The sequence below is a fragment of the Nocardiopsis changdeensis genome, from assembly GCF_018316655.1.
Taxonomy (GTDB): Bacteria; Actinomycetota; Actinomycetes; order Streptosporangiales; family Streptosporangiaceae; genus Nocardiopsis; species Nocardiopsis changdeensis.
Window position 1 is genome coordinate 3,595,906 of the sequence record NZ_CP074133.1, and the last position, 14,211, is coordinate 3,610,116.

The window sequence follows — 14,211 nt, forward strand, 5'->3', positions numbered from 1 at the left end:
ATCCCCGCACCCACCACCACCGGGAACCTATCCTGCGCCCATGCACATCCGCATCCTGTGCCGCACCTGCATAGGCACCGGCCGCCGCACCCTCATCACCGCACGCCTCGAAGACGACCACACCCTCACCCCCACCCTCCTCACCCACCCCTGCACCGACTGCGACAGCCACGGCCACACCACCCAGACCGCCACCATCCACCCCGACACCACCCACCCCCCACATGACCCCACCCCCCACACAAAAAAAGGGGGGGCGCCGACCACACCGCCGACACCCCCCGAACACTCACCCCGCCAACGGCAACCACCCCGTCCGCACCTGCCAGCCCCCACCCGCCTCCAAACGCTCCACCACCGCACGCTCCAAACGCGTCCGCCGCGACGCACGCGCCACATCCACCTCAGGCAACCCGAACACGAACCGGAACACATCCGACTCCCCCGGCACACCCCCACCCACCAACGTGAACCGCCGCTGGAACCCCACGATGTTCGACCCCTCCCCCAACACCTCACCCCACCGCGGATCCAACAACCACGACGTACACGTCGCCACCACCGGATCCATCCCCAAATGAGCCCGCGCGAAAGGCCGCGCCCGCCCCAACGCATCCGACACCGACACCGGATCCAACCCACCCGACGGAATGTGCAACCGCAACACCGGATCCCCCACCCCGAAACCGGGACCCAACCCCGCCGCCTCCTCCCGCGAATACCACTCCACCCCGCCCTGAGGCCCTAACACCGCAGGCTCCAACTGCAACCCGCCCACCCAGAACAACCGCCCACGGAACTGCGCCGCCACCCACGACGCCGTCTCCACACCCACCCGACCGAACATCCGCCGCGAACGCCCCACCTGCACACCCACATCCGCCAACGTCGCCCGCGTCACCGCCGGATCCACACCCAACGCACCATGAGCCGCATACTGCGCCGGCACCCGCGCCGCAAAAGCCACCAACGACGCCACCCGCACCCGCACATCGTCATAACCCACCAACGACGGCCAATCCACCCACGTCCCCACAGGCAACCCCGCATCCGCCGCCAAACGCCGGTACATACCCACCACCAGCGCCCACGCCTCCGCAGACCACCCCTCACCCGACGGCCCAGGCCACACCGCCGCCACATCCGCCCGATCCAACGGCTCCAGACCGAACTCGTCCCACACCCGCTCCGCATCCGCCCCCTGCGGCACCCGCAACGGCTCCAACGGCTCCGGCAACCCCCGCGCCGCGATCAACCAACGACGGTCATCCTCCGCCAGACCCAACCGGTCGGCCACCATGTCAGCGTTCATCCGCACATCATGGCCGAACACCCACCCCCGACGCGAGCGCCCGAAAAACCCACCACGAACACAACGACCACAAACGAACCCCAACCCCCACACCACGCGTCCCACCCAGGGAAAACCCCCTTCACCCCCACAAGAAGGTCTGGACAGTGGGCATAGTGTTGACATGTCCCGCCCCTAGCACCGCACCCACCGAGACGAGGACGACCTCCGATGCCCCACCCGGCACACCGTGTACGTGAGTGGCTCACCGCCTACGACTCCCCGACCACCTCGGTACCCCACGTGCTGTGCGACCGCCACCACCCCGACCGCACCGCCATCACCCAGATCGGCCCCGACCTCACCCCCACCACCCTCACCTACGGCCAACTCCGCGAACGCTCCCAAGCCCTCGCCAACGGACTCGCCGCCCACGGCATCCGCCCCGGCGACCGCATCGCCACCCTCATCCCCAAAGGCATCGACCTCGCCGTCACCGCCCTCGCCACCTGGCGCCTCGGCGCCGTCCTCGTCCCCCTCTTCACCTCCTTCGCCCCCTCCGCCATCCGCGAACGCCTCACCTCCTCCCACACCCGCCTCGTCATCGTCGACGACCACCACCGCACCAAACTCGACACCGACGACACACCCCCCTGGACCATCGCCACCACCGGCACCCACCCCCTCCGCGACGGCGACACCACCCTCACCGCCCTCTCCACCACCGACGCACCCCCCACCCCCGACACCGCCGTCGGCGGCGACGGCCTCCTCGCCATCGTCTACGTCTCCGGACTCGTCGGCCCACCCCGCGGCGTCCCCGTACCCGTCCGCGCCCTCGCCGCCATGCACGCCTACCACCACTACGGCCTCGGCGTCGACGACCACGACACCTACTGGAACACCGCCGACCCCGGCTCCGCCTTCGGCCTCTACCACGGCCTCATCTCACCCCTGCTCGCCGGACACGCCTCCATCGCCCTCCGAGCCGGATTCTTCGACCCCGAACTCACCCTCGACGTCCTGGGCATGTACGAGGTCACCAACCTCGCCGCCGACCCCACCACCTACCGCACCCTGCGCGCCGCCACCAAGACCCTGCCCCCCGAGATCGTCGTCCAACGCCTCACCAGCTTCGGCGAACCCCTCGCCCCCGACGTCATCGACTGGGTCACCGACCTCTTCGGCATCCCCGTACGCGACCACTTCGGCCAGACCGAACTCGGCTGGTGCGTCGGCATCCCCAACGGCGACACCGGCCAGGACACCGGCGACGCCACCCCCGGCGCCATCGGCCCCGCCCTGCCCGGCTGGAAGGTCACCGTCCTGGAGGCCATCTCCGACGAACCCGCCCCCCTGGGCGCCTACGGCCGCATCGCCGTCGACCTCGAACACAGCCCCCTGGCCTGGTTCACCGGCTACCTCGACAACGACGCCGCCTCCCAGGTCCGCTTCACCCCCGACAAGGCCTTCTACCTCACCGGCGACACCGGCATCCTGGACCGCCGCGAATGGCTGTTCTTCTCCACCCGCGACGACGGCGCCATCCTCAGCCGCGGCTACCGGATCGGCCCCACCGAAGTGGAGGCCGTCCTCAACGAGCACCCCGCGGTGGACGAGTGCGGCGTGTACTCCATCCCCGACGAACTCGCCGGACAGCTGATCGGCGCCCGCGTCGTGCTCGCCCCGGGCACCGAGGCCTCCGAGGAGCTGGCCGCCGAACTCAAGGACTGGGTGGGCACCCGGTTCGCCACCCACGCCGCACCGGACGTGGTGGACTTCGTGCCCGAGCTGCCGCGCACCGCCTCGGGCAAGATGCGCCGGTCCCGGCTGCGCTGACCGGACCGGGGTCCCCGGACCCCGGGGACCCGCCGGGGCGGAGCCGGCGCTCCGCCCCTCAGCCCTGCGGCACCAGCTCGTCGATGCGCGCGGCCAGCGCCATGTCCTTGTCGGTGATCGCCCCGACCGAGTGGGTGGACAGGGCCAGGTGCAGGGTGTCGTAACGGATGTCCATGTCGGGGTGGTGGCCGACCTGCTCCGCCGCCTGCGCGATGGTGTTCACCAAAGACACGACGGCCGGGAAGTCCGCCAGACGCAGGGTGCGCCGCAGCACCGGCCCCTGCGAATCCAGCTGCCAGCCGTCCAGGCGCTCCAGGCCGTCGCGGATCTGTTCCTCGGTGAGCTTCACGGTGACCCTCCCCGGTAGGCGTCCGGTGTGCACGCCGCACCTTACCCGCCCCGGACCGGCCCCAACCAGGCTGTTCATCAGGAGAGGGGTGCGGCGGAGCCGCACGCCTTCTTGTTGTTATGGGCCTTTGGTCAAAAGAACCCCCGCCTTTACGACGTAGATTCTTCAGGGGAGCACAGCGTTCCCACTGCTCCGTTACCAACCTGAGCCCCTGCCCCTGACCAGGCACGACGCCCCTCCCCGCCCCCGGGCGCCCCACCCGCCCCTTGCACTCTCCCCTGGTGACCGGCTTCACTCGGGTGGATCCGGTACCCCCTACCCCCCGACACCGGCCCGGAAGCGAGCCCATGCCCCCCACGAAGCGCCGGTCGCTCCGCGCCCGCATGATCACCCTGGTGCTCCTGCCCAGCACCGTCCTCCTCCTGGTGTGGTCGCTCTTCACCGCCCTGCTCGTGGGCGACATCCGCGCGCTGCGCACCGAGACCGCCCTCACCCGCGAGGCGGGCACCGCCGTCTCGGCGGTGATCGGCGCCCTCCAGGACGAACGCCTGGCCACCGCCGCCTCCGCGAACGGCGCCCAGAGCAGCCTGCTGGCCCTGGAGGACTCCCGCGCCGCCACCGACGCCGCCGTCGACGAACTGGCCGGGGTCCTGGGCGGCTTCGACACCGACGTGCTGCCCGTCCAGGCCCTGCACCTGCAACGGGACCTGGGGGGACTGGCCCACCACCGCGCCATCGTCGACGCGCTGCCGCCCTACCGCCGCGAACTCGTGCAGACCGCCGCCGCCTACCACGACCTGGTCGAGCAGGGCCTGCGCTTCTGGGACTCCCGCGTCGAGCACGCCGAACCCGCGCAGATCCCCCGCCTGCGCTCCCTGACCTCCCTGATGCGCGCCCGCGAACTGCTGGCCCGCCAGAACACCGTGTTCACCCACGCCGTGGCCACCGACACCTTCACCCCCGGCGCCCACACCGAGTTCGTCGCGGCCGCCGGCGCCCAGCGCCACACCTGGGACCGCATCGGCGCCGAACTCGCCCCCGAGGACGCCCGCACCTACCGGCTCCTGGAGACCTACGACTCCCTCCGGCGCGTGCGCGACCTGCAGAACGAGGTCATCGCCGCACCCCAGCACACCCGCCCGCCGGTCAACGCCTCCGCCTGGCAGGGCGCCGCCGAGGCCTCCGACCAGCGCATGCGCTCCGTCGAACGCGGCCAGCTCCGCCTGCTGGCCGACTACGGCGACGCCCGCTCCGCCGACCTCGCCCGCACCGCCCTGCTGACCAGCCTCCCGATCCTGGCCGTCGCCCTGGCCTCGGCGGCCGTCGCGATCACCGGCGCCGTCCGCATGGGCCGCCGCCTGCACCGCCTGCGCACCACCACCCTGGAGTACGCCCGCGTCCACCTGCCCCGCCTCACCGCCCGCCTGCGCGCCGGGGAGGAGGTCGGACCCGAGCCCGCCCCGGTGCCGCGCACCCGGGGCGACGAGATCACCGACGTCGCCGACGCCTTCGACGACGCCCGCCGCGCCGCCGTGGCCGCCGCCGTCCAGGAGGCGCGGCTGCGGGCCGGGGTGAGCGCCATGTTCGGCACCATCGCCCGCCGCACCCAGTCGCTGGTCCACCGCCAGCTGGCCGTCCTGGACCGGCTGGAACGCGACGAGACCGACCCCGACGCCCTGGCGGCCCTGTTCCGCGTCGACCACTTCAGCGCCCGGCTGCGCCGCAACGCCGAGAACCTCATGCTGCTCAGCGGCGGCGCCCCCACCCGGCGCCCCCGCGCCCCGATGCGGCTGCACGAGGTGGTGCGGGCCGCCGCCGGGGAGATCGAGGACTACACCCGCGTCCAGCCGCGCGGCCTGCCCCCGGTGGCGCTGCGCGGCGACACCGCCGCCGACACCGCGCGGCTGCTGGCCGAGCTGCTGGAGAACGCCACGGCGTTCTCCCCGCCCGACACCGAGGTCGAGGTCGGCGCGGCCCTGGGCGACGGCTGCCGCATCGAGGTGACCGACCGGGGGCTGGGCATGGGGGAGGCCGCCCTGGAGGAGTACAACGCCCTGCTGGCGGACCCGCCCCGGTTCGACGTCGCCGGGCTGGTGGAGGACTCGCCGCTGGGCCTGTTCGTGGTCGCCACCCTGGCCGCCCGCCACGGGCTGCGGGTGGAGCTGTCCGCCGCACCGGGCGGCAGCGGCGTGCGCGCGACCGTGCACGTGCCCGCCGACGCCCTGGTCGAGCCCGGCCCCGCTCCCGCTCCCCCACCGCCCGCCGCCGTCACCGCTCCCCCGTCGCCGGAGGACACGGTGCCCGGCGGCACGGTGTCCGAGAGCACTGTGTCCGAGAAAACGGTGCACGTGTCCCCCGCGGCCCCGGCGAACGGGGACGGCCCGCACGGGGGCACCGACGCCGACCACTACATGGGGCTCCCCCGCCGCCGGCGGCGCGCCGTCGACCCGGCACCCGAACCCGTGACCACCACCGATGACGACGACCGCTCCCCCGAGCGGGTCCGTTCGCTGATGAGCGCCTTCCAGGCCGGAACCCGGCGCGCCCGCGCCGCCGGACCGGACGGCGACACCGAGGAAGGATGAGGATGATGTCCGCCCAAGCCGAGGAGAACGGGACCGGCACCCTGGACTGGCTGCTGGCCGACCTGGTCGAGAGGATCGCGCATTCGCGCAGCGCACTGCTGCTGTCGGCCGACGGGCTGCCGCTGGCGGCCTCCCCCGGCATCGACCGCGAACACGGCGAGCGCCTGGCCGCCATCGCCTCGGGGTTCGCGTCCCTGGCCAGGGGCGCCCGCGCACCCCTGGGAGCGTCCAAGGTGCACCAGACCGTGGTCGAACTGGACACCGTGTTCTTCTTCGTGGTCGACGCGGGGCAGGGCGCCTCCCTGGCGCTGGCCGCCGGGACCGACTGCGACATGGGCCAGGCCGCCTTCGAGATCAACCGGCTGGTACGCCGGGTCGGCCCCCACCTGGCCGCGCTCCCGCGCCGGGGCGGACGCGGGTGATCCCCGACCACGGCGAGGGGCCGGACCTGATCCGCCCCTACGCGCTGACCGGGGGCCGGACCCGCCCCTCCCGGTCGGACCTGACCCTGACCACCTCCGTGGTGGCGGTGTCCGAGGTGGTCGAGGACGATCCGGAGTGCCGGCGGATCCACGCCCTGTGCGGCCGGCCGGCGACGGTGGCCGAGGTCGCCTCCCGGTCGGGGCTGCCGCTGGGCGTGGTCCGGGTGCTGCTGGCGGACCTGGTGGACCGGGGATACGTGCTGGCCCGCTCCCCCGCACGGGGGCGGGACCGGCCCGACGAGGCGACACTGCGCGCGGTACTGGCGCGCATCAAGGAACTCTGAGGCGCATTGAACGGAACGACGACGATGGACGCACCGGGAGTGTTCGGGCAGGCGCCCGACACGCTCAAGATCGTGGTGGCCGGCGGTTTCGGCGCGGGCAAGACCACGCTGGTGTCGGCGCTGAGCGAGGTCGAGGCGCTGCACACCGAGGAGGAGATGACCGTCGCCGGGACCGGCGTGGACGACCTGGAGGGGGTGGAGGCCAAGACCACCACGACGGTCGCCCTCGACTTCGGCCGCATCACCCTGGACCCCGCCACCGTGGTGTACCTGTTCGGTACACCGGGGCAGCGGCGCTTCTCGCACATGTGGGAGGAACTGGTGGAGGGGGCGCTGGGCGCGGTGGTGCTCGCCGACACCCGCCGCCTCACGGACTGCTTCGACGTCATCGACTTCTTCGAGGCGCGGAGGGTCCCGTTCGTGGTGGCGGTGAACTGCTTCGACGGACAGCGCTCGCACCGCGCCGAGGACGTGCGCGTGGCACTGGACGTGGCCGACCCGGTTCCGGTCATGCTCTGCGACGCCCGCGACCGCTCCTCCGTCAAGGAGGTGGTGGTGGAGCTGGTCGAGCTGGTGCTGCGCCTGGAGCTGTCGGGCGCCTGACCCGCGTGGGCCCGCGGGGCCCGGCCCCGGGCGGCCCGGAGGGGCGGGCGGGAGCGCTGCGGCGCCCCCGCCCGCCGTGCCGCGCGGGGTCAGCCGCCGTTGCGGCGCCGGTCCACCGGCACGATCAGCGGGGTGTGCGTCTCGGGGTCGGGGATGATCCGCACGGGCAGCCCGAACACGTGCTCCACCAGCTCGGCGGTCACGATCCGGGAGGGCTCCCCCTCGGCGACGATCTCCCCGTCCTTCATCACGATCAGGTGGGAGGCGTACCGGCAGGCGTGGTTGAGGTCGTGCAGGACCGCCACCAGGGTGTGCCCGCCCTGGTCGTGCAGCCGCGCGCACAGGTCCAGCATGTCCATCTGGTGGGCGATGTCGAGGTAGGTGGTGGGCTCGTCCAGCAGCAGCAGCGGCGTCTGCTGGGCCAGCACCATCGCCAGCCACACCCGCTGGCGCTGCCCGCCCGACAGCTCGTCCACCGACCGGTCGGCCAGCTCGGCGACGCCGGTGGACTCCATCGCCTCCGCCACCACCCTCTCGTCGTCCTTGGACCACTGGCGCAGGAACCCCTGGTGGGGGAAGCGGCCGCGGGCCACCAGGTCGGCCACGCCGATCCCGTCGGGGGCGATGGAGGTCTGCGGAAGCAGCCCCAGGCGCCGCGCCACCTCCTTGGCCGGGTAGGACGAGATCGCCTGCCCGTCCAGCAGCACCCGCCCCTGGGCGGGCTTGAGGGTGCGCGACAGCGCGCGCAGCAGCGTGGACTTGCCGCAGGCGTTGGGCCCCACGATGACGGTGAACGAGTTGTCGGGGATGGTGACGGCGAGGTCCCGGGAGATGACGCGCTGGTCGTAGGCGAGCGTCAGCTCCTGGCCGCTGAGGCGGTCGATGTGGTGGACGGTCATGTTCTTCCTCGTGGGGATGGGTGCGCGGGTCGGGCGGGCTCAGGCGCGGCCGCGCCGCCACTCGGTGTACAGGAGCCAGATCAGGTAGCCGCCGCCGATGACCGCGGTGACCACGCCGACCGGCAGCTGCGTGGGGGCCAGGGCGCGCAGCGCCACCAGGTCGGCCACCGCCAGCAGGGCGGCGCCCATGAGTGCCGCGCCGACGAAGGTGGTCCCGCCGGTGCGGGTGAGGCGGCGGGCCAGCTGCGGGGCGGCCAGGGCCACGAACCCGATGGGGCCCGAGACGGCGATCGCCGCGCCGGTCAGCGCGCTGGCGGCGGCCAGCGCCGCCATCTGCGTGGCCTGGGTGTTCACGCCCAGGGCGCGCGCGGTGTCGTCGCCCAGCTCCATGAACCTCAGCCGGCCGCCGAGGTAGACCAGGACCGGGCCCAGCAGCGCCAGGCTCGCCCACACGGCGATCACCTCGCTCCAGCCGCGGGCGTTGAGGCTGCCGATCATCCAGATCTGGGCGCTCATGGCGTCGGTGAGCTCGGCGCGGGTCAGCAGGTAGTCGCGGACCGCGGTCAGCATCGCCGAGATGCCGATGCCGACCAGCACCAGCCGGTATCCCTGGACGCCGTTCCTCATGGCCAGCAGGTACACGACGGCGGCCGTGAGCAGGCCGCCGGCGACGGCCCCCGCGGACACCATGATCCGGCCGCCGCCCACCAGCAGGATCACCGCGACGGCGCCGGTGGCGGCGCCGCTGGTGAACCCGATGATGTCGGGGCTGCCCAGGGCGTTGCGGGACAGGCTCTGGAAGACCGCACCCGCCAGGCCCAGGGCGGCGCCCACCCCCAAGGCGGTCAGCGCCCGGGGCAGGCGCACGCCCTGGACGAAGAACACGTCCAGGCGCTCGCCGACGCCGGCGATGGCGGCGGGCACCGCCGCGATGGGGATCTCGTAGTCGCCCACCGACACCGAAACGACCAGGGCGGCCGCGGCGGCCGCGACCAGGACCAGCGCCACGACGAGCGTGCGCGGGCGCACCAGGAGCGAGACGCGGTCGCCGAAGCGCAGGGCGAAGGAGCCGCGCGGGGTGAGCCGGCCCCCGGTGCGGGGGCGCGGCGGGGTCAGGGTGCTCACAGGGCTGCCATCTTTCTGCTGCGGACCAGGGCGATGAACAGGGGGGCTCCGACGAACGCGGTGATGATGCCGACCTCCAGCTCGGCGCCGGGGACGACGACCCGGCCCAGGGTGTCGGCGGCGGTGAGCAGGATCGCGCCGAACACCGCCGAGTAGGGCAGCAGCCACCGCTGGTCGGGGCCGGTGACCATGCGGGCCACGTGCGGGATGATCAGCCCCACGAACCAGATGGGCCCGGCCGAGGCGGTCGCCGATCCGCACAGCAGGATCACGGCGATCGCGGTCAGGGTGCGGATCGTCGGGATGCGCGCGCCCAGGGAGGCCGCCAGGTCGTCGCCCAGGGCCACGGCGTTGAGGGAGGGGCCCAGCAGCAGGGTCAGCACCACACCCCCGATGAGGAACGGGGCGACCTGCCAGAAGATCTCCAGGTCGCGGCCGACCAGGGAGCCCACCTGCCAGAACCGGATGCGGTCGAACACGAAGTCGTTGAGGACGATCACGCCGAAGATCAGGCCCTGCAGGACCGCGGCCACGGCGGTGCCCGCCAGCGCCAGCCGCACCGGGGTGGCGCTGGCCGGCCCGCGCGACCCCAGCATGTAGACGGCGACCGAGGCCAGTGCGGCGCCCAGGAAGGCGGGCCAGATCAGCGCCGACCCGGCGGCCCCGAACGCGAACACCGCGACCACCACCGCGGCGGCGGCACCGGAGTTGACCCCCAGGATGCCCGGCTCGGCCAGGGGGTTGCGGGTGAGCGCCTGCATGAGCGCCCCGGCCAGGCCCAGTGCCGCCCCCACGAACACGCCGATGACGGTGCGCGGTACGCGCAGGGTGCGGATGACGTTGTGGTCGTAGGTCCCGTCGTAGGCGGTCAGCGCGGCCCAGACGTCGGCGACCGGGATGGGCTTGGCGCCGACGGTGATGCTGAGCAGGACGCACACCGCCAGGGCTCCCAGGGCCGCGAGCAGGCCGACGGGCCGGACGATGCGCCGGGTCGGGGTGGGGGGTGCGAGGGTGGGCGCGCGCAGGGCCACGGCTTCCCCGTTCGTCGTGTAGGTGATCGTGGGCGTCGTCCGGGGGCGTCCCGGCGTGGACCGTTCCCACCACCGCGGATCGACCAGGACAGGTTAGCCTTACCTGGGTCGTCCTCGCACGGAAGGGTCCCCCCATGTACTTCTCCCGCAGCCTCCGTCCCGGCCGCCGGACACCCCCGGCGCGCCCGTCCGGAACAACGGTCACCCTAGCGGCATCGGCGCTGGTCCTCGTCCTGGGGGTGACCGGTTGCTCCGGCGCCGGGCCCGCTCCGGCCTCCGAGGGGGCCGGGACCCGGACGGTGGAGGGCGCCAACGGGACCGTCGAGGTGCCCGCGGACCCGCAGCGGATCGCCGTCCTGTGGCGTCCGACACTGGCCGCCGTGACCCTGCTGGGCCACCACCCGGTGGCCGCCATGGGCACCCCCGGCGCCCCCGGACAGGGTCTGGCCCCCTTCCTGCCCGAGGACGTCGAGGGCGACATGATGAACCTGGTCACCAACTCCCCCGCCGAGGACGATGTCAACCTGGAGGCGCTGGCCCTGGCCGGACCCGACCTCATCATCGGGGTGTCCACACAGGTCGGCGCGCAGGACGCGATCGAGGAGGAGCTGTCGGCGATCGCGCCCACCGTCCTGCTGGAGTGGGAGGGCACCGGGTCCTGGCGCACCCACCTGCACGACGTGGCCGCCGTCCTGGGCCGGGAGGCCGAGGCCGAGCGGGCCGACGCCGCCTACGACGCGGCGGTGGAGGAGGCCCGGGACGCGATCGGGGAGGCGGGGGTGGACCCGGCCACCGAGGTGTCCCTGGTCCGGCTGCAGAGCGACACGGAGGTCCGCCTGGAGACCGCCGCGTCCTTCCCCGGCCAGGTCATCGGCGACCTGGGGCTGGCCCGGCCCGAGGGGCAGGCCGAGCCCGAGGGCGGGACCGACTTCGTCCCGCTGTCGTACGAGAACCTGGACCGGGGCGACGGCGATGTGGTCTTCGTGCTGGCCGGGTCCGGGTTCCCCGACGCCCCCGACACGTTCTCCGACGGGGTGTGGGCCGGCCTGGAGGCGGTGCGCGGCGGACGGGTGTACCGGTTCGACTACGACGTGTGGGGCGCCTCCAACCTGCACGCCGCCCACCGCATCGTCGAGGAGGCCACCGCGGCGCTCACCGGCCGGACCGAGCCCGCCCTGTAGGCGCCCGCGGGCCCCGGGGACCTCCCCCGGGGCCCGCCGCGCCGGCGTCCGGCGCCGTCAGCGGCCCCTGCGGGCGGCCCGGCCGGTGCGGGTGCTCCCCGAGGGGCGCAGCAGCCAGCCGATGAGCCCGCCCACCACCACGGCCGCCGTCAGGGTCACCCACAGCGGGGAGGTCACGGAGACGAGCAGCAGCCTGATCTCGGTGGGCTCCCGGTTCTGCACGATGAACACCACGACCCCGACCAGCAGGACCAGGGCCACCCACAGCTTCGGCGAGGCCAGCGGCCCCCGTCCGTTCTCCACCGTCGTCGGATCGGTCATGGCGTCCCCCTTCGTCCGCGGCCGGCCCGGCCGCGTCTGAGCCCGGCCCCGCCCGGCTCCCGGCCGCCGGGGCCCGCCGGGGGCCCGCCGGGCGTGGACGGCCGGACCCGCGCGGGGCCTCTCCTGCCACGTCACCGGCGGCGGGCGCGAACAAACCCCGCGGAAGGTGAGCAGTTCTTTACCCTGCGTGCCCCCGGCGGGCGCGCGGCGGCCCGGTCGGGGCGGGCGCCCGCCCCGACCGGGCCGCGGGGCTCAGTTGCCGCCGCGCGGGGCGACGTTGACGCCGCTGCCGTAGGGGATAGGCAGGAAGTCGACCTTCCCGTCCTTGAGGGCCTGGTAGAGGATGTAGCCGTCTGGGCCGAGCACCTCCACCAGCGCCTCGATCGCCTCCAGCTCCTTGTCCACCCGCTCGTTCTCCTGCTCCTGGGCGGTGGTCATCTCCACCGCCTCCTGGGCCAGGGTCAGCGCGTTGCGGACCTCCTCGGGCGGGGTGGGCTGCTGGATGGTCAGCTGCGGGGTGCCGCACTCCTCCTCGCCGGTGTAGACGGGCGAGCAGAAGAACTCGCCGCCGCCCTGCTCGTCGATGTAGGCCGCGGTCAGGTCGCCGACCTTCTGCTCCCACTCGGCCTTGGCGTCGGCGCTGGTGTACAGGTCGCGCCAGGCGTACTCCTTGGTGGCGTCGTCCAGGGCCCGGTTGAGGGGCTGGCCGATGTAGTCGCGCAGCAGGTCGATCCAGCCGGCGTCCTCGTAGGCGGTGTACTTCAGGCCCAGCCGCTCGTGGAACTCCTGGAGCTGGTCGCACTCGATGTTGAGGCTGAAGGTCACCAGCCCGGTGACGGTGAGTTCGAGGTCGTCCTTGGACACCACCGTGGAGGAGGCCATCTCGGCGGCGTCGGAGCCGGAGAACTCGAAGGTGCGCTGCCCCGCGGGGTAGAGGTAGGTCTCGTCGCCCGGGCCGTGGTACTCGCGGTTGCCGGGGTCGATGCAGCTGTCGAAGGTGGTGGAGGAGAAGGCGCCCGCGTCGTACTCCAGGCCCGCGCTGTCGGGTCCGGCGTTGGCCGAGCAGGCGGTCAGGGCGAGGGCGGCCGCGGCCGCGGTGAGGGCGGCGAGGGTGCCGGTCCTCCACCCGCGGGTGCGGCGGGGCTGCGTGCGGCTGGTCGTGCGAGGGGGCATGGGCGCACCATTCGTCTCAGAGGGGGAATCCGTCCTCACCTCTCGGACGGTCGCGGAGCGCCCGCGGATCCCGGTGACCTGCACAGGTCACCGGGATCGGGGCCTCACGACGCGAAGATGTCCCAGCCCATGCGCAGGAGCAGTCCGGCGATGACCACCAGCAGGACCGCGCGGACGAACCCCGAGCCGCGCTGCAGCGCCATGCGGGCGCCGATCTGGGCGCCGATGACGGTGGACACCGCCAGCCCCAGGCCCAGCAGCCAGTCGACGTGGCCGCCGATCGCGAACACGGTGAGGGCGCCGAGGTTGGTGCAGACGTTGACGATCTTGGCGGCGGCGGAGGCGGACACGAAGTCCATGCCCAGCACGGCGGTCAGGGAGATGATGAGGAACACGCCGGTGCCCGGCCCGATGAGCCCGTCGTAGAAGCCCACCCCCAGCCCGGCCAGGGCGATGGCGGCCAGCAGCCGGTTGCGGGTGCGCAGGCCCGGGACCTCGGCGGCGCCCATGGCGGGCCGCAGGTACACCAGCAGCGCCACCCCGGCCAGGACGACCATGATGACGGGCTTGAGGACGTCGGTGGTCAGGGCGGCGGCCAGGGCCGCCCCGCCGCCCGCGCCCAGCAGGGCCAGGGTCGCGGTGGGCAGCACGACGGCGCGGTCCACGGGCACCTTGCGGGCGTAGGCGACGGCGGCCGAGGCGGTGCCGAAGATCGCGCCGAGCTTGTTGGTGCCCAGCAGGGTGGCCAGCGGCGTGGTGGGCGCGGCGACCAGCAGGGCGGGCAGGAGCAGCAGGCCGCCGCCGCCCACGACGGCGTCGACCCATCCGGCGGCGACGCCGACCAGGAGGAGCAGGCCGAGGATCTCGGGGTCCACGGGTCACCGCCCCCGCAGCACAGGGATGATCATGGGTTCTTTTCGAGCGGGGATGTGCGGGATGAAGAGGGAGAAAGGGGGTGTCCGCGACGAATTCTAGCGGGGTGCGGGCATCCGGAGACGCACCGCACCCCGCCTGACGGCGGCGCCCGGGTCCGGGGGCGCCGCCGTGG

General features: G+C 73.6%; 14 protein-coding genes. 6 read left to right on the top strand and 8 right to left on the bottom strand.

Features of this window, described 5'->3' with window-relative positions:
- Window positions 1-289 precede the first annotated feature (289 nt).
- Entirely contained in the window at window positions 290-1,312 is a 1,023-nt protein-coding gene (locus tag KGD84_RS16370) for an acyltransferase domain-containing protein (RefSeq protein WP_220561304.1), read from the bottom strand.
- Window positions 1,313-1,522: 210 nt separating this feature from the next.
- Here KGD84_RS16370 and KGD84_RS16375 point away from each other — a divergent pair, with 210 nt between their 5' ends.
- Window positions 1,523-3,130 carry an AMP-binding protein gene (locus tag KGD84_RS16375; RefSeq protein ID WP_220561305.1) on the top strand — a complete coding sequence of 536 codons (1,608 nt, stop codon included), beginning with the start codon at window positions 1,523-1,525 and terminating at the stop codon, window positions 3,128-3,130.
- A gap of 58 nt (window positions 3,131-3,188) precedes the next feature.
- Here KGD84_RS16375 and KGD84_RS16380 read toward each other — a convergent pair whose 3' ends face one another.
- Window positions 3,189-3,479 (bottom strand): 4a-hydroxytetrahydrobiopterin dehydratase, encoded by a 291-nt coding sequence (locus tag KGD84_RS16380; protein ID WP_220561306.1) that lies wholly within the window; start codon window positions 3,477-3,479, stop codon window positions 3,189-3,191.
- 347 nt (window positions 3,480-3,826) lie between these two features.
- Here KGD84_RS16380 and KGD84_RS33585 point away from each other — a divergent pair, with 347 nt between their 5' ends.
- Genes KGD84_RS33585 through KGD84_RS16400 form a run of 4 tightly spaced genes read left to right on the top strand, consistent with a single transcriptional unit; the run spans window position 3,827 to window position 7,433 of the window.
- Entirely contained in the window at window positions 3,827-6,064 is a 2,238-nt protein-coding gene (locus tag KGD84_RS33585) for a sensor histidine kinase (protein WP_220561307.1), read from the top strand.
- A gap of 5 nt (window positions 6,065-6,069) precedes the next feature.
- Entirely contained in the window at window positions 6,070-6,486 is a 417-nt protein-coding gene (locus KGD84_RS16390) for a roadblock/LC7 domain-containing protein (RefSeq protein WP_255646597.1), read from the top strand.
- Entirely contained in the window at window positions 6,483-6,830 is a 348-nt protein-coding gene (locus tag KGD84_RS16395) for a DUF742 domain-containing protein (RefSeq protein ID WP_255646598.1), read from the top strand. The genes KGD84_RS16390 and KGD84_RS16395 overlap by 4 nt, the downstream gene beginning before the upstream one ends.
- Before the next feature lie 24 nt (window positions 6,831-6,854).
- Window positions 6,855-7,433 carry a GTP-binding protein gene (locus KGD84_RS16400; protein ID WP_220561309.1) on the top strand — a complete coding sequence of 193 codons (579 nt, stop codon included), beginning with the start codon at window positions 6,855-6,857 and terminating at the stop codon, window positions 7,431-7,433.
- Between the two features lie 89 nt (window positions 7,434-7,522).
- On the opposite strand, the gene KGD84_RS16405 is transcribed toward KGD84_RS16400, so the two are convergent.
- Genes KGD84_RS16405 through KGD84_RS16415 form a run of 3 tightly spaced genes read right to left on the bottom strand, consistent with a single transcriptional unit; the run spans window position 7,523 to window position 10,488 of the window.
- Window positions 7,523-8,332, bottom strand: coding sequence for an ABC transporter ATP-binding protein (locus tag KGD84_RS16405; RefSeq protein WP_220561310.1), 810 nt, complete (start codon window positions 8,330-8,332; stop codon window positions 7,523-7,525).
- Between the two features lie 39 nt (window positions 8,333-8,371).
- The gene (locus KGD84_RS16410; protein ID WP_220561311.1) at window positions 8,372-9,457 is read right to left on the bottom strand and encodes a FecCD family ABC transporter permease; all 1,086 of its coding nucleotides are present in this window, start codon (window positions 9,455-9,457) and stop codon (window positions 8,372-8,374) included.
- Window positions 9,454-10,488 carry a FecCD family ABC transporter permease gene (locus KGD84_RS16415; protein ID WP_220561312.1) on the bottom strand — a complete coding sequence of 345 codons (1,035 nt, stop codon included), beginning with the start codon at window positions 10,486-10,488 and terminating at the stop codon, window positions 9,454-9,456. The genes KGD84_RS16410 and KGD84_RS16415 overlap by 4 nt, the downstream gene beginning before the upstream one ends.
- Window positions 10,489-10,727: 239 nt before the next feature.
- Between KGD84_RS16415 and KGD84_RS16420 the strand changes: the two genes are divergently transcribed.
- Entirely contained in the window at window positions 10,728-11,669 is a 942-nt protein-coding gene (locus KGD84_RS16420; RefSeq protein ID WP_255646599.1) for an iron-siderophore ABC transporter substrate-binding protein, read from the top strand.
- Between the two features lie 57 nt (window positions 11,670-11,726).
- Here KGD84_RS16420 and KGD84_RS16425 read toward each other — a convergent pair whose 3' ends face one another.
- From KGD84_RS16425 to KGD84_RS16435, 3 genes are all read right to left on the bottom strand, one after another.
- Window positions 11,727-11,990 carry a LapA family protein gene (locus KGD84_RS16425; protein WP_220561314.1) on the bottom strand — a complete coding sequence of 88 codons (264 nt, stop codon included), beginning with the start codon at window positions 11,988-11,990 and terminating at the stop codon, window positions 11,727-11,729.
- Window positions 11,991-12,242: 252 nt separating this feature from the next.
- Complete coding sequence (locus KGD84_RS16430; protein WP_220561315.1) at window positions 12,243-13,163, bottom strand: SPFH domain-containing protein; 921 nt, start codon at window positions 13,161-13,163, stop codon at window positions 12,243-12,245.
- A gap of 104 nt (window positions 13,164-13,267) precedes the next feature.
- Window positions 13,268-14,038 carry a sulfite exporter TauE/SafE family protein gene (locus KGD84_RS16435; RefSeq protein WP_220561316.1) on the bottom strand — a complete coding sequence of 257 codons (771 nt, stop codon included), beginning with the start codon at window positions 14,036-14,038 and terminating at the stop codon, window positions 13,268-13,270.
- Window positions 14,039-14,211: the final 173 nt, after the last annotated feature.